Annotated in this window: 12 protein-coding genes; all 12 read right to left on the minus strand. The window is 39.5% G+C overall.

Going from position 1 to position 15000, the window contains the following annotated elements:
- Positions 1 to 30: 30 nt before the first annotated feature.
- The 12 genes from PI95_RS03085 to PI95_RS03140 all read right to left on the minus strand — a co-directional run bounded on the left by PI95_RS03085 (position 31) and on the right by PI95_RS03140 (position 14981).
- On the minus strand, positions 31 to 2775 hold the full coding sequence (locus PI95_RS03085) for a putative type IV secretion/conjugal transfer ATPase (RefSeq protein ID WP_039752613.1): 2745 nt from the start codon (positions 2773 to 2775) through the stop codon (positions 31 to 33).
- A complete protein-coding gene (locus tag PI95_RS03090) occupies positions 2732 to 3100 on the minus strand; it encodes a hypothetical protein (RefSeq protein WP_039752614.1) in 369 nt (122 codons plus the stop codon). Before PI95_RS03090 ends, PI95_RS03085 begins: the two co-directional genes overlap by 44 nt.
- A gap of 36 nt (positions 3101 to 3136) precedes the next feature.
- Entirely contained in the window at positions 3137 to 3760 is a 624-nt protein-coding gene (locus PI95_RS03095; protein WP_039752615.1) for a hypothetical protein, read from the minus strand.
- Between the two features lie 364 nt (positions 3761 to 4124).
- A complete protein-coding gene (locus PI95_RS03100; RefSeq protein WP_039752616.1) occupies positions 4125 to 5867 on the minus strand; it encodes a carbamoyltransferase family protein in 1743 nt (580 codons plus the stop codon).
- Positions 5868 to 5903: 36 nt separating this feature from the next.
- A complete protein-coding gene (locus tag PI95_RS03105) occupies positions 5904 to 6671 on the minus strand; it encodes a glycosyltransferase family 2 protein (RefSeq protein ID WP_039752617.1) in 768 nt (255 codons plus the stop codon).
- 275 nt (positions 6672 to 6946) lie between these two features.
- Positions 6947 to 7630: a class I SAM-dependent methyltransferase gene (locus PI95_RS03110; protein ID WP_039752618.1), complete on the minus strand. Its 684-nt coding sequence runs from the start codon at positions 7628 to 7630 to the stop codon at positions 6947 to 6949.
- 8 nt (positions 7631 to 7638) lie between these two features.
- Positions 7639 to 8769, minus strand: a complete 1131-nt coding sequence (locus PI95_RS03115) for a glycosyltransferase (protein ID WP_039752620.1) — start codon at positions 8767 to 8769, stop codon at positions 7639 to 7641.
- Positions 8770 to 8815: 46 nt separating this feature from the next.
- Entirely contained in the window at positions 8816 to 10147 is a 1332-nt protein-coding gene (locus PI95_RS03120) for a glycosyltransferase (protein ID WP_063842445.1), read from the minus strand.
- Positions 10148 to 10150: 3 nt separating this feature from the next.
- On the minus strand, positions 10151 to 11359 hold the full coding sequence (locus PI95_RS03125) for a glycosyltransferase (RefSeq protein ID WP_039752621.1): 1209 nt from the start codon (positions 11357 to 11359) through the stop codon (positions 10151 to 10153).
- Between the two features lie 30 nt (positions 11360 to 11389).
- Complete coding sequence (locus tag PI95_RS03130; RefSeq protein WP_039752622.1) at positions 11390 to 12526, minus strand: glycosyltransferase family 4 protein; 1137 nt, start codon at positions 12524 to 12526, stop codon at positions 11390 to 11392.
- Positions 12526 to 13509: a phytanoyl-CoA dioxygenase family protein gene (locus PI95_RS03135; RefSeq protein ID WP_039752623.1), complete on the minus strand. Its 984-nt coding sequence runs from the start codon at positions 13507 to 13509 to the stop codon at positions 12526 to 12528. The genes PI95_RS03130 and PI95_RS03135 overlap by 1 nt, the downstream gene beginning before the upstream one ends.
- A gap of 122 nt (positions 13510 to 13631) precedes the next feature.
- Positions 13632 to 14981 carry a DUF8712 domain-containing protein gene (locus tag PI95_RS03140; protein ID WP_039752624.1) on the minus strand — a complete coding sequence of 450 codons (1350 nt, stop codon included), beginning with the start codon at positions 14979 to 14981 and terminating at the stop codon, positions 13632 to 13634.
- Between the last annotated feature and the right edge of the window lie 19 nt (positions 14982 to 15000).

The raw sequence follows: 15000 nt of genomic DNA on the forward strand, positions 1-15000 counted from the left end.
TTGACGAATGAATGGTTTAACATTGCTATGTTAACTACCACGTAATGAAGCTACTAATTGACGTGCAAATGTAGAAATTGCTTCATATTTATCGCTGTGATGTCGCATTATTTTACTCCGTGCTGCTTGTTCGTTGGGGTTGTTAGCAACTACTGCTAATTGTTCGTAACCTGGATAATAGCGGCAGAAGGTATAAATACCGTTATTATCTAACAGCCATTGGCTATAAATGCCTTCTTTGCGAGGAAAGAAGTTTTCTGAAGCGTTACGAGAAATAATTTCACGGGGATATTTTAATATTTCCATGAAACTATCGACGGCAACGGGTTGAATGCGTCCGATTAATCGTGTGCTTAAGTTTTGTAAAATTTTTGATGCGGCTTTAGATTTGGCGATGGTATCGGGGTCTTGTGCTGATAAAATAACTCTAATTCCAGCTTTTGCACCGTTGGCACAAATTCTGCCAACTAAGTCAGCAATTTGGTCAAATTCAAATAGAATTGGTGCTTCATCAATGAAGAATATGGAAGCTGGACTGCTGAGTGCGCGTCGTAATGCTGCTGAATAAGCACTTAAAGATAGCACTGCTGCATCTTCATTATCTGATAGGTTTCGCAGAGCAAAAACCAAAAGTTGTGCATCGGTGGGAAAGCTAGATGGTGCAGAAATCGATTGTCCGACGCGACTAGAAAGCCAAAATCGCAAGCGCAATTGAATTTGACTTAAGGCATCTTCAACTCTGCCACTTACAGAGTTGATTTGTAGATGTTCTGTTGAGCAAAAATAAAGAAAATCTCTTAATGTGGGGGTTTTCTGCCAAGCTAAACTGCCAAATCCCCCTGCGATCGCGATTCGATATCGCTCTTTTATACCTTCATCTGCAAAGAATGCTGTTAAAGCTAAATTAAGAAGCGATCGCACGGTTTGCGATAACAATGGATTTTCTGTAGATGACCCTAAAACCATTGTCATTAAAGCTGATTCTAAAAAGCCTGTATAATCGAGCAGACGATCGCGCTGTTGTTCTGGATCTAGCGATCGCAAGTCTGGCTGTTCAAATAAGTTATTCGATTGTTTAGAAATATCAAAATATGCTCCACTCTTCTCCATAAACTCTGTATAGTCGGTGAAGGTAGATGTCCCATCTGGTTTGGGGAAATCTAACGCTACTACCGGAATATTATGCGCTAAAGCTTGAGTTAAAATTCCTGACACCAATACTGATTTACCAGCACGAGTTGTCGCAAACAGCGCTAAATTTTTATGCTCGTTAAATAAATCTAAATATACCGGTGTTCCTCCCTCTTCCGCAATCAATTCAAAACCTTCGCGATCGCCAACTTTAGTTAATACTAAAGGCATTAACCCCGGTACTTCACTTGTTAAATACAACTGCCGACGGTTGAAGGGTTTTGCTAACAAACCTTCCCAAACTATCGGTAAAGTTTGCAGCCAAATTTTCCAAGCATATTCTGTTTCTCTAATTACCCTTGCTGGACGTTGAAAACAGTTTTCAATATATCTTATTGCTTCGTCTAATTTCTCCACACTTGGACGATGTACAAAAATCGCTATCCCCGTATAAATAGGTACTGCACCTTCATATAATTGTTCTTGTGCTGCTACGGATTTTCTTAATTTTAATTGAGCGTTGACATCAATAGTTCGGCTTTTTTCTTGAGCCGTCAGTGCTGTCACATTCGACTGCTTCAGCACTCGTTGCAAAGTATTTTTTACCAATGCTGGATTTGCCGCAGTTAACTCACAAAAAATCTCTGTATCAACAACCGTTTCTCTTGCCAACAATTCCCATAAATAGCGCAGTTGAGAAGATTTATTTTGCCAACCACCAGGTTTTTCTAAAAATGTTAATGCACCAATATAATTATTCTTAACATGAACCCACGAGCGATCGGCGCAAGGTACACTAGATTCCATCAGCAAAGTTGTACTGTGGATATTATCTACAAGTAATTTGGTACTAGCTAAATCTGAATAAGCTTCTTCGTGCAGTCCATTTTCATCTAAAGTCATTAATTGGGGAATTTCTATCGGTGGGGTATCATTAAATCTTCTCCATATTTCTCCCCAAAGTTCATTACTAGTTAATGGCTTAACATCCAACGCCATTTGATTAGATAATATTTGTTCCCAGCGAGAAAAACCTTGTTTGTAAGCATTGCTCACAATGGTTTCTATACGCTGATTTTCAACTTCTGCTATATCTCCTTTAAATTTCAACCACCACGATTCAGCTTTAGCTAAAAGCCTTTCTATCGAATCATCTGTATTGGTGGAGTTGGGTTCAACGGTATAAGTTACATAAATTTTGAGAAATTTCGGTTTGCGAATACCAGAAGCAGTAAGTTCTTTTGTTCTTGCTCTTTCCGCCATTAACAAGTATTTTATATCTTTTGATGGCGTTTTTTTGATGATTGAACTTAGTTCTTTTTGTCGCTTTTGATCGGAACTAAAAGAACTCAAATGAAAGGTTATTCTTTCATTAGCGGGAATGTCTTTTAAACCCGATTCAATATTACTAATAATTGTATCTATTTGGTCTGTTCTTAAAGTTGTATGAATACCTCGACATTCAAAACCAAAAACAAAGCAAAATCTATTTTTTTGAGTTCCCTTTGTCAAAAGATAAGCGCCTATATCACGTCCCCCAAGTGAGACGCGCAACATTGTCGCTAGGTGTAAAGCATCTTCAAATGGTGTTAATCTCTCACTACTTGCGACGCCGACGCTTTGTTTTCCGATTTTTTGCTTCATGGTTTACGAATAGTATGCTTTGATAACGAGCAAAGCCTCTTGTCCAAGCAGGAACACCAACAAATTTACTTAAAAAACGCCAACTCCTACCACCTGTTAATATCCACCAAGTTGCCATTCCCCAAATAGTAATTAGTACCGTCCACAACCATTTTTGAAAGTCGTCTGGAAAAATTCCCCCAAAAATTCCATTGATGATAAAATAAGCAGCTAGGGCAATAAGCGTCCAAGGAAGGACTTGATCGGCGGGAATTGGTCCTAATGAAGGTTGGCTTCCTAAAATTTGATTGACTGGACGAAAGTCTTTGTCTTTGTCTTGAGTCATGAAATTTTTAGCTTTTTTTCATTTTATCTAAATAAATTATGGATTACTATTAGGAGCGCCAATTATAAAGCCTGTGAGAACATCAGCAATTGTCACGGCGACAACTACTAATAAGGGAGTTTTGGCGATAGTTTGCCAATCTTCATCTTTGCGAACTGCGTTAATAACACCGACCAAAGAAACTGCTATGTAAAGTAGGTAAATTGCCCGCAACACGTTGAATATTAAACTAACTGCTTGGGTACCATTATTTACTGCTCCATCTCCTGTGGTGAGATTCTGTTTAAAAAAACCTTCGGCTCGACTAAAAAATTGGGCTTGTGCGGGAACTGCAAAATAGTCTAACCAAAATAAACTCAAGACGATCGCTACTGCTAAGATTTGTAACAATATGAGCGATCGCTTGGGTAGATGTACCTGGTGCCCAATTTGCTGTATAATTATTGTAATTAAACTACCAACAAGTAAGCAAAAAAGCAGGATAGGACTTTTCAGGCTGATAACGCTTAGAAATACTGCACAAGCAATCAAAAATGGAACAGATTCAATCAGCCGAAAACGCCAGGATTTGAGTGTTCCTGTCAATTTCGGAGATATTTTGCTCGCACTACTAGTCAAAGTTTTGAGAAAAACTATCTCACGAATACTTTGTTTGGACATGAATTTTACTATTACTTCTGAAAAATATATTTTATACATTATAGAAGAAGTAGCATCAAATTCGTCGTGCTAGGCATAACTGCCAGTATTATAGTTAACTTATCGCATCACTTGCCGCATAATTTCTGTAAACCTGAAAAAATCGCTTTCAGGTTACGAAAATTAATCAAAAGTTAAAGTAAGATACATGAATCAAGGTTTTTGTCAAGTGTAAAATAGATGCGATCGCCAAAAATCCCTTTGGTGGTTAGTGGTTAGTGGTTAGTGGTTGGTGGTTATTGGTAATTTGAAGATGGGAAAGGGAAAAGTGCAATGCCCAATGCCCAATGCCCAATGCCCAATGCCCAATGCCCAATGCCCACTATCAACCAACAACTTTGATATCGCTGCGTTCTACATAATAAGAACCTAAAACAATAGCATCCATATGAGTTCTTAAGAAGCACTTGATAGCTTCATCTGGTGTCCGGACGATGGGTTCATTTTCGTTGAGGGATGTGTTGAGAACGACGGGAATACCAGTGCGTTGAGCAAATGTATTTATCAAGTCCCAATAAAGGGGATTGGTACTGCGACTGACACTTTGTAAGCGTCCAGTACCGTCAACATGGGTGACAGCAGGAATTTGTTTCCTTTTTTGAGAGCGAACTGTAAAGACTTTTTCCATGAAAGGTACCGGCGCATCAATTTCAAAATATTCGTTGACCTTTTCTTCTAAAATACTAGGAGCGAAGGGGCGAAATTTTTCCCGGAATTTGATTTTTAAGTTGATAATATCCCGCATATCAGCACGACGCGGATCGGCTAAAAGCGAACGATTACCTAAAGCTCTAGCACCAAATTCCATCCTACCTTGAAACCAACCGACTACTTTACCTGCACACAAAGCATCTACAACATGATTTAAAAGTGCATTCCGCTCTAATTTTTTCGGTTGCAAATTGTGTTGTTGCAAAGCTAACAAACATTCTTCATTACTAAATTCTGACCCCCAGTAAGCATGATTTAAAACAAATTTTCTCGGTTGTTTTAGCATTTGATGCCAAACATAAAAAGCTGCACCAAAGCATGTGCCGTTGTCAGCCGCACCGATGGGAGTGTAAATATTTTTAAAGGGAGTATTTTGAGTGATTTTGCCGTTAGCGACAGAGTTCATCGCTACACCACCGACCAAACAGAGATTTTCACTCTTGTAGCGATCGCTTAAACGATTCAGCAGATGAAAGATAATTTCTTCAGTCACAGCTTGCACAGATGCGGCAATATTTTGATGCTTTGATGTCACTTCCGATTTCGGATCTCGCGCTGCACCGAGTAATTTTTCTAACTCTGGACTGTGGAATGGTTGAACAGTTGGAGAACCACTTTCCCAATTCATGGCAATACCTTGGGTGTGGTGGGTAAAGTAGTCTAAATTTAATTCAAAACTGTCTCCTTTAGGATATATAATTCGGCGAAACGCTTCTAAATATTCAGGTTCGCCATAGGGAGCCAATCCCATGACTTTATACTCATCCCCGTAAGCGGGAAAGCCCAGGTATAAAGTAACAGCGTTGTAGAGGTAGCCGACGGAATGGGGATAGTGAGTGCGAGAAAAATATTCTAACTCGTTACCGCGTCCGGCAGCTAACAGAGTGCTGACAAAATCTCCCATGCCGTCGATTGAGAGAATTGCCGCTTCTTCAAAGGGAGAAACAAAAAAACTACCAGCCAAATGGGTGGTATGATGTTCTAAGTTATGGATTTTGGCGCGAATCTCTTCGCTTTGGCAGTGACAGGCATCGGCTAGTTGTTGTAAAAGACTTGCAGATTTGCTTTGCTTGTTAAATCGATCCAAAAGCGATCGCACAGAAGGACGATTTTGCAGAGTAAATAGTAGCTTGCGATTTAAGTTGGCTTTCGGATTGAAAGATACAGCCACATGTTCTAAATCTGCGGCACTAATACCACCCACTTTTAAACAATAGCGGATAGATTCTTCCGGAAATCCAGCCCAATGTTTAACTCGATTAAACCGTTCTTCTTCAACTGCGGCAATCAGTTCACCGTTTTGGATTAAGCAAGCTGAAGCATCGCCATGATAAGCGTTAATTCCCAGGATGTTCATGTGTATTAAGTTTGATAAACTGTAGAAAAAGCAGAATTAAGGTTTTAATTTCTCAGCTTCAATCAGATGAATTGCTAGTAGAATTTCTGCCAAGATACGCTGAAGTGCGTAATACCAACCATGCCAACCGTCAAAAATACCGCCTTTGACAATCAGGCAATAAAATAAAACAATGAAGGGAGCCAGAACTTTTTGTTTGCGAATGCGATCGCCCAAGCTGAGTTCGCTATTTGCAGTTTCTAATATCTTTTTGGCTTCAATCACCATATAGCGGTCTTGTGACCACAACCAGCGACTTAGAGGTTTGCGATCGTCATGGTGAATATAGGATGAAAGCATCCCAGATTTACCATTAATTTTTAGCAACTGAGTATGACCATCATCTATATAAATAGCCTTTTCTTGGCGGAAAATAACTTGACGTGGTGGCAATATTGTGCCTCTTAAAGGTTTGCCAAAAACACAGTATTTGAAGAAAGCAAAGTAGCCATCGATATCACCATCTGCTGGCAAAGATGCGATTTCAGCGGTTAGTTCATCAGTGATGATGTAGTCTGCATCAAGGGAAAGAACCCATGCGGATGTAACTTGTTCTAGTCCATAATTCCATTGAGTTGCATGGGTATCAAATTTCCTTTGCATTAGCTGCACTCTTAGATATGAGTTGAGAATTTCTAGAGTTTCATCGGTGCTGTAACTGTCAATGACAACAATTTTTTTTGCCCAACTAAGATGCTGGAGAGTGCGATCGATATTTGCCGCTTCATTGTAGGTGAGAATCAGCGGAGTTACTTCGTCAAGCATATACAGCAGTAGCCACAAAGTTTAGGACATATTAAATAGACAAGATTGCACTCATTCCCCCAAAACCCCACCACGCCACTTGCTACAACGCGGGGAACCCGCGCAACGCAGTGGCTCCCCAACCCCTCCCCGCAGGCGGGGAGGGGAGACGTTGACTTACGTCAACGGCGGGGTGGGGTTCTTCTTTTTGATTTATGCAAGAAGTCTAATGGCTCAAACAACGTAATATCAATAATCAACCTCCTGCCCCCTGCAAAGTGCCTCCTGCTATACATTTACTTACGAATTTCCACAACCATGACAGATCCCATAATTGAAGGGAAATACCTACTTAAAGCTGCAAATGGTTGTCTGCGTTCAGCTCCATAAAAAGCAAAATCTTTGCTGAAACCGCAATGATTTAAAAACCTCTTAATTTCAGCTTTATTAAAATACCGAATATGCTGCCATTCCCAAATAGGAATTTTATGTCCCTCTGTTCTTCTAGGTACACCCATTAACAGGTAATACAGCCGATTGATAATCCAGCCATGATTGGGGGTACTTAAAACTAATCTTCCACCCGGTTTGAGAATTCGATATATTTCCTGAGCGACTTGTTCGGGAAAGAAAAGGTGTTCTATATTATCTCCCCAAAAAACCTCATCAAAAAAATTATCTTCATAGATATAAGGAGTATCTTCAATATCTTTTTGAATTGCATTGACTTTTATTTTCACGAGTTTTTGCACTCCGGCTACAGTCCACTCAATGGCATACACTTCATAGCCTTTATCAAGAAAAAACTTACTGATAGTTCCATGACCTGCTCCTAAATCTAACAATCGCTTGCCATTTACTTGAGGATAAATTCGCTTGAGAACATGATTTCTTTCATAACCATCAAATTCACTTAAACCTTCAGACAGATATTCTGTATAAACTTCGTCATAAAAGCGTTGAATTGTCTTTTTTTCCATGATATATCCTATTTCGTTATTGTTAATAATTGTTCAAAATTAGATAGATAGGCGTTAGCAATTTGCTGATAGCTAAATTCTTGCGCTTTTTGCACAGCTTTTGCACCCATTTTAGTAGTCGTTTCCCAATTGAGTATTGCTGAGACTAATGTAGCTGAGAGATTTTTGGCGGCATCGGTGTTTTTATGATTAAAAAAATATCCGGTTTTTCCTGATTCAATGAAGTCTCTAAAACAAGGTAAGTCGGAAACTACTGGTACAAGACCTGATGCCATTGCTTCTAAAGGTGCTACTCCAAAAGACTCGCCTTTTTCTGCTAGCGAAGGATAGCAAAATATATCGGCTTGACGATACGCTTCAGCTAGTTTATCTACATCAAATATAGGCTCTAAAAATTCAATATTTAATTTTTCAGCTTGCAATTTTAGACTGCGTAAATATTTATCTCCACCACCACCTTGATTTTCTTGTTGTGGACCAATAATTCTCAGTTTAACGGTAGAAATTTGTTGCGCCAAAATTAAAAATGCATCTACAAGCAGATGGATACCTTTTTCTGGATGAATTCTGCCGACATAAAGAATAACTTTCTCTTGATTGGCGAATTTAGAAGAAGTTGCGGGAAAAAATATACTCGTATCAATAGGATTGGGGATAACTTTGATTCGCGGTATGAGAAGAGGATATTCTTGCGCGATCGCCTCTTTGACTGCCTGCGATACAGCCGCAAAGCAAGCTACTTTTGTATACAGGCGATATTGTCCTTTAGGAAAACGAGCCGCATTCACCACAATTTGCCCCGAAGAGGGACGTAAAGCCGCAAATACAGGCAACCAAAAGTCGTTGATGACCAAAATATCGGCACGCGGCAAGGTGGGAAAAATCAACAAAGCATAAAGCAAATCTTTGATTAAATCCAAGCGAATATTAGTACTTTGAGGCAGTCCCCCACGTCGAATGTATTCAACACCATTTATCGTTTCTGTTTGAGGCTGTCCTGGATAAGAACGACAGAGAATTCTCACTTGATGACCTCTGTTAGCAAATTCTTCTGCTAAACCTTGCCAAAGTCGAGGAATGGCACCTCCTTGCACCGCCGGCACGGGCAACCAAGGTCCGGTAGCAATAGAAATAATCACATTAGTATTCCCAATTAATAACCATAGGAATGAGCGCAAAAACCTCTTAAACTCTCCCAAACTCTGTGAACTCTGCGCCCTCTGCGGTAGCCTCCGGCAACGCCAAGGGCGAACGTTTTTTCATAACGAATGCGCTCATTCCTGAACCATAAAACTGAACAAAACTTGGTGGCTCACCACCACCAAGAATCCAGTGATATAGATTTATCATCTTCCTAGAGATAGAATTCCAAGAATATTTTACTGACACCAAATTTCGTCCTTTTTCACCCATTGCTTGCAGTTCGTTAGAGGACATTTCCATCGCTTCAATCAAAGCAATCATTAATGCCTGCTGATTGTCTTCTACCCACCAACCGCAACCGTAGGTTGCCAAATCCTGCCAAGGAGTATTCTTGGTAGTTATGGCAGGCACACCATAAGCTAAAGACTCAGCTATTACCATGCCAAAATTCTCTGAGTGACTTGGCAAAATAAATAAATCACTATTACTGAGCGCGGAAAATTTCTGCTGTCCCGACAACATACCAGTAAAAGTTACTCGTTGTTGCAAATTAAATTGTTCTACTAACAATTCTAATTTTGCTTGGTAGCCAATTAAATCAGGTCCAGCAATTATTAAATGCCAGTCGGAAAATTTAGCGGCTAATTTCTGCCAAACGTAGAGTAAATTATCTATACCTTTTTTGGGATGCAGTCGAGAAAAAAACAGCAACCATTTCTGATCAATTAGTTCCGGAAATAATTCTGTTAATACTTCTTTGCTCGCTTGTTGATTGCAATCAGCAAGATGCACACCATTAGGAATTAGAGCGATCGCTTGCTGCAAATTAAGTTGACGAATAGAGTTTGCTTCTTCACTAGAGGTAGCGTGGAAAACTGTAGCGCTATGTAAATTTTTGCGCTCGTACAGCGACCAGGCAAGCCACTTTTTGATGCGACTGCGCTTTAAAGACCAAGACTCAAGCATACCGTGGGGTGAAATTACCAAAGGCAAATGATGCAATTTTGCAGCTTGCCGCGCATAAAGATTGGGAAACATCCACAAACCATGATTGTGAACTAAATCTAATTCTGTTGATGCTAACTGCGATAAAGCATGACTGGCTTGGGGATGAAATCCTCGCATGTGTTGGCTTAAAAAGGTAGCGGGATAGCTATGTAGTTTGACATTTGCAGGTGTAATTTGGCTACCAAGTTGTTGATAATCTAGAGTGAATAAATGAGATGATATTCCTTGATTGGCAATGGTTGCTGCTAGGTCTGCAACTAAATGTGCAGTGCCGCCAGTGTTTTGGTTAATACTTGCAACCACATGACAAACTTGGGGCTGATTTGTAGTTGTATTTACTTTAACGGCTGAAAAATTAAGTCTCATTGATTATTTAGAGATTGGTGCAAAATTTTGCATCAGTTCTGCCAGAGTTTGTTTGAAATTTCGGAAGCCAAATGTATCAATTACTTTTTGTCGTAAAGCTTCTGGTTGATACATTAAATGATTGGGATAAGTACCTTGTAAAATTTGGATGAGAGTTTGAGCGATCGCATCCACATCTTGAGGATCGACCAAGGCTCCAAGTGTACCGTGACATAAGGCATCAATTGCACCATCTTGATTTCCCCCTAAAGTCGGTTTGCCACAAGCGAGTGCTTCTAAATAGACTATCCCAAATCCTTCACCTCGACTGGGCATGGCAAAAACATCGCACATATTGTAATAATCGCACAGTTCACTATCAGCAACAAAGCCTGCTAAGGTAACGCAATCTTGCAAATTGAGATCGACAATTAGCTGTTCAATCCGCGAGCGATCGCTGCCTTTGCCAACTAGAATGTAATGAACATCTGGAAGCTGTTGTTTAATTTTTGGTAGAGCGTGTAAAATTTGGTCATAGCCTTTGTAGGCATCAGTATTAGCTAACCGAGAGACGGTTAAAATAATTGGTTGTTGGGGTTTGAGTTTGTATCGCTCTAACAAATGTAACGGTTTGCCATCAATTTTGAAGCGACTGGGGTCGAAGGTGTTGGGTAAAAGAGATATTTTACCTGGATCTAAGTTTTGTTCTTTCAGCAGGCGATCGCGCGTGTAACTGCTGACAGCTAAAATGCGATCGGCATTATATAGAGCAGTTTTTAGGGTAGGGTTGGTGATATTCCAAGCATCTACCCCGTGGGCAACAGTCCAGTAAGGTGTGCCCATTAAGCGTTTTAGCAAATAGGCAACAACTGTAAAATTGAGATGAGAGGCAATAACTAAGTTAGGACGTTGCCAGAGTGCATGTCCGAAAATTTTAGCCGCAAATACAACTGTCCGCAGAGCGATCGGCGAATTTCCGGCAAAATGAAATCTAGTCTTATTTATAAAAGAAAAATATTCTCTTGACCGAGTATCATGTTTGAGAAAAACATCATAATCAATCTGAGGATATAAGCTTTGTAATGCTTCTAGCAAAAAGGCTGAGTAAACTTGAATACCTCCTTTAAATTCAAAAATATCAGGAAACCATAAATGTAAATCTAAACATTTATCTTTTTGATATTGGCGACTTTCTGGCTTTTTTAAGAAAATATTTGATGTAATTAATCTCATCTCCCACTCCCTGAAGGTAAATGCAATTCCCTACACTGCTGGATTTCCAAATTTTTCATCAATTGCTTGTTGATAAAGCTCAACATATTCAGAAATCATTTTTTCGGCTGTAAATCTTTGAGAATTAATAAATCCTTTTGATTTTAGTGTTTCTAGCGTGTCAAGATGGTAGATAATTTTTTCTGCTGCTGACTGGGGATTGTCTGGTTCTATGTATATAGCTGCTTCTCCCCCGACATCATTCATTGGCTGGCGATTTGATGTAATCACTGGACAACCACACGCTTGAGCTTCTATAATGGGCCAGCCAAAGCCTTCTTGCAGGGAAGGAAATAGTAAAGCAGTTGCAGCAGAATAGAGCGATCGCAAATTCTCGTTATCAACTTCTACTAACTCTATTACTTTTTCAGCCAGATTATGAGTTTTGATAAACTGATACATTTCATCAGTCATGGGTTTTCCTGCCATAACTAAATAAAATGGTTGTTGCAGTTTACACATCAGTGCTTCAAAAATAGATAAAACCCCAAGGCGATTTTTGTACCAATGATTTGCCCCTACATGCAGAATAAATCGACAATCTAGAGGAATTCCCAAAGCTGCTAAACGTTGCTTGGTGTCTGCGATCGCCATCGGTTTATAGAGATAGTTTAAACCCACAGAAATCACTGTTATATCATTTTCATGCAGAGAACTAAGACGTATCAAATCGCTTTTAGTTTGTTTGGAAACGCACGCGACTTTTTGGGCTTTATTTAGCCCTCTTATCATCATTTTCTGCAATAGTTTACCAGTCCATCCAGTTTGATATCCGGGAAACTCTCCTAAACCACAACGAACTGCTAATAAATCATGACAAGTGACAACATGGGGCGTATTTTGCAAATATTTGGTGTAAATTGCATTGCCATGATCGCAGATGTGAACTACGTCTGCCCAAGGTAATGTTTGACGAAATTGTACTGGAAGAATCAATTTATCAATGTAACCAAACCATTTTCTTAATACCTTTGGGGATGACTTAAACATAGTACCAAACCAAGGCTTTGGGCGAATTACACGCACTTTATGACCAAGTTTAGTTAAGTAAATTTCCAGCATGGAAGCAAACAAATCCATGCTTTGTATGGCATCTGGTTGGTAATTAGCTAGCAACAAAACTTTCATTACTTTCTAAAAAGTTTGCTTATCTTTGAGCGGCTTGATTTGAGATGCCATAACAAACGCTTGGCATTAATTTTTACTTTACCAGGTAACAAAAATGTTGCTAGACTTTTGGCAAGAGCCTGTAATGTTAGGGGTAACAACTGCTTTTGTATTTTCAAGATGTCTTCAGGTGTCATGGTGGCAACTGAGGTGCAAGGAAATGCCGGGTACTCTCTCTTAAAACCAAATCCTAAGTAATCCATGACCTCTTGAGTTGGATTATCAATGTACTCAGTATTAACGATGTTTTTTTCACCATGTCCTGCGTTGTCATTACCAACTTGATCGACCTGAAACAGTAAGGTAGTTCTGGTGTAACGATTATCTTGAAAAGGTTCAGCTCTATGTACTCCGTGGATATCGCACAAGATAAGGCTTCCCTTTTTCATCATAAATGTTAGAATATCTTGTTTATAGTTATTATCGATAAAGCGATCGCTAAGGTAAATCTCGTGACTATATTTGTGAGACCATTTGTGAGAATCTTTTAGATATTGAAATGGATTTTTAGTTACGTCCGATAAATAAAATAAAAATAATAGCCCCGGCATATTATGTTTGCTGACTAATTGCTTACCAGCCTGTCGATTATTGTCTGTATGCCAGGGCATGTGCGAAATTTTGCTTGTTTGATAAATTCTATGATTAGTTAGCTTGTAACTGTCAGAAAAATATTCATTGCATATATCTAAAACCTTTTGACATGTGATAATATCGTAGGCTTTTTTGGAGCTAACAAGGCAATGAGTTAAAAATTTTTGATTGTAAGCAATAACTACACCAACATCATTATTATTAACTAGAATGTGATTGAAATCTATGTCTAAAAGTAGTTCTTCAACATACTGTTCGGTCAATGCCTGTTCAAAAACAAAGTATCCTTTGCTTTTTAGTTCATTTACTATTTGACTAGTGCTGATATTTTGGAAGTTTAAAGTAAACATAGTTTCATCTGCATCTCGCTTTGAGCGCAGCTAGTAGATTTGTATTATTTGCCCCTTTTTCTGCACCAATCAGCTAAATAAAATCAGATTTCCTCCTTCATTTTTGGACTGAAAAAAGCAACTTATAATCTTTTTTGTTTGTTGAGGTAAAACCTGTTAATGAGATAAACCAGAACCGCAGAGGCAGATACACTTGATACCACTTCTGCTAGGGAACCGGCTGGATTCATCAAGCCCAGTCCAGGCAGAAACCAGGAAGCAAATCCTACCCAATTACCAGAGAGCAATTTTTGTCCGGCTGTGATATCAAATACTCGTAGCACAGTGCCAAAAAGGATAAATCCGAAAACTACTCCGAATGTACCAAAGTTGAGATAGAACTCTAAAACATTTCCTACTCCTATACTAGTTCCAGGAGGAGTCTCTAAGCCTGTGTATCGGCTCACTAAGTCCCCACTACCCGCAGATATCGGTTTGTTGGGCCATAAAATACGAGGAACTGCTGCTATTACTGCTTGCCCCAGCGTTTCGCCATCAGCAAATTTAGCTATACCTTCGGAGATGTGGTTGATAGCCAGACCCACTCCAATATTCATATTTAGCCGACCATCAATTACTTCTAAATGTTGCTGTTTATAAACATTAAAAAACTCGAAGTTAGTCATTGTTTTCCATACTTGCTCAATTCGTGACTCGGTACTTTGTCCACCCCAAACTTGAGCGCGGATTATATCGCGATCGCGAAAATAGGTAACTAAGACAGATAAACCTAAAAACATTACCAGCAATCCGATAATTAAGACTTGCCATCGGGGACGGTAAAAAGTGAATACGAATATCAGCACAATCAGAACTGCTGCTACGCCAAAACTAATAAAGCCTGCATTCACCATAGATAAAAAAGGTATACAGCAGGAAATCAACAGCCAGGATAGAAAGGCTTTGTTATCAGCCATGCACCAAGCTTTCCAGCAAGCTAAACATAAACCCACAGACAACAGTGAGAAACCCGAACCTGTCAAGGCAGCGACGCTAGGAATTTTACTTAAAATTGGTCCGATAACAAAATAAAAAAGCAGCCCTAAGAAAATGTAAGTTTTAGGTAACTTTAAGTTAGGCTGTTTTGGCATCTCCCGCAGCCAAGGGGGTTTGAAACTTCTTAGCAACCAGGGAGCAAGAAATACGCTGCCAAATCCGAATCCTATGACACCAAGCACACTTACTTGAAAACCTGAAATCGTATTTTCTGGGGAGCAACCGACGCTAAGTAAGTAAGCAGACTGGGGATAGTACCACGGAAAGGAATAGATCATGGCTCCAAACCAGTGGTTTATCGATAGATTGAACAAATAACACAGTGGAAAGCCGACGCTGGGTAATTTTCTATTCCATTGACTGTAGACCACCAAACCCATCACTCCCACCCAGACGAATAGCCAGACAATTAACCACTGCCGCTCTACTGTAAACATAGTTACCCAAGCTTTTGTT

This window comes from Hassallia byssoidea VB512170 (assembly GCF_000817785.2).
Lineage (GTDB): Bacteria > Cyanobacteriota > Cyanobacteriia > Cyanobacteriales > Nostocaceae > Hassallia > Hassallia carrinoi.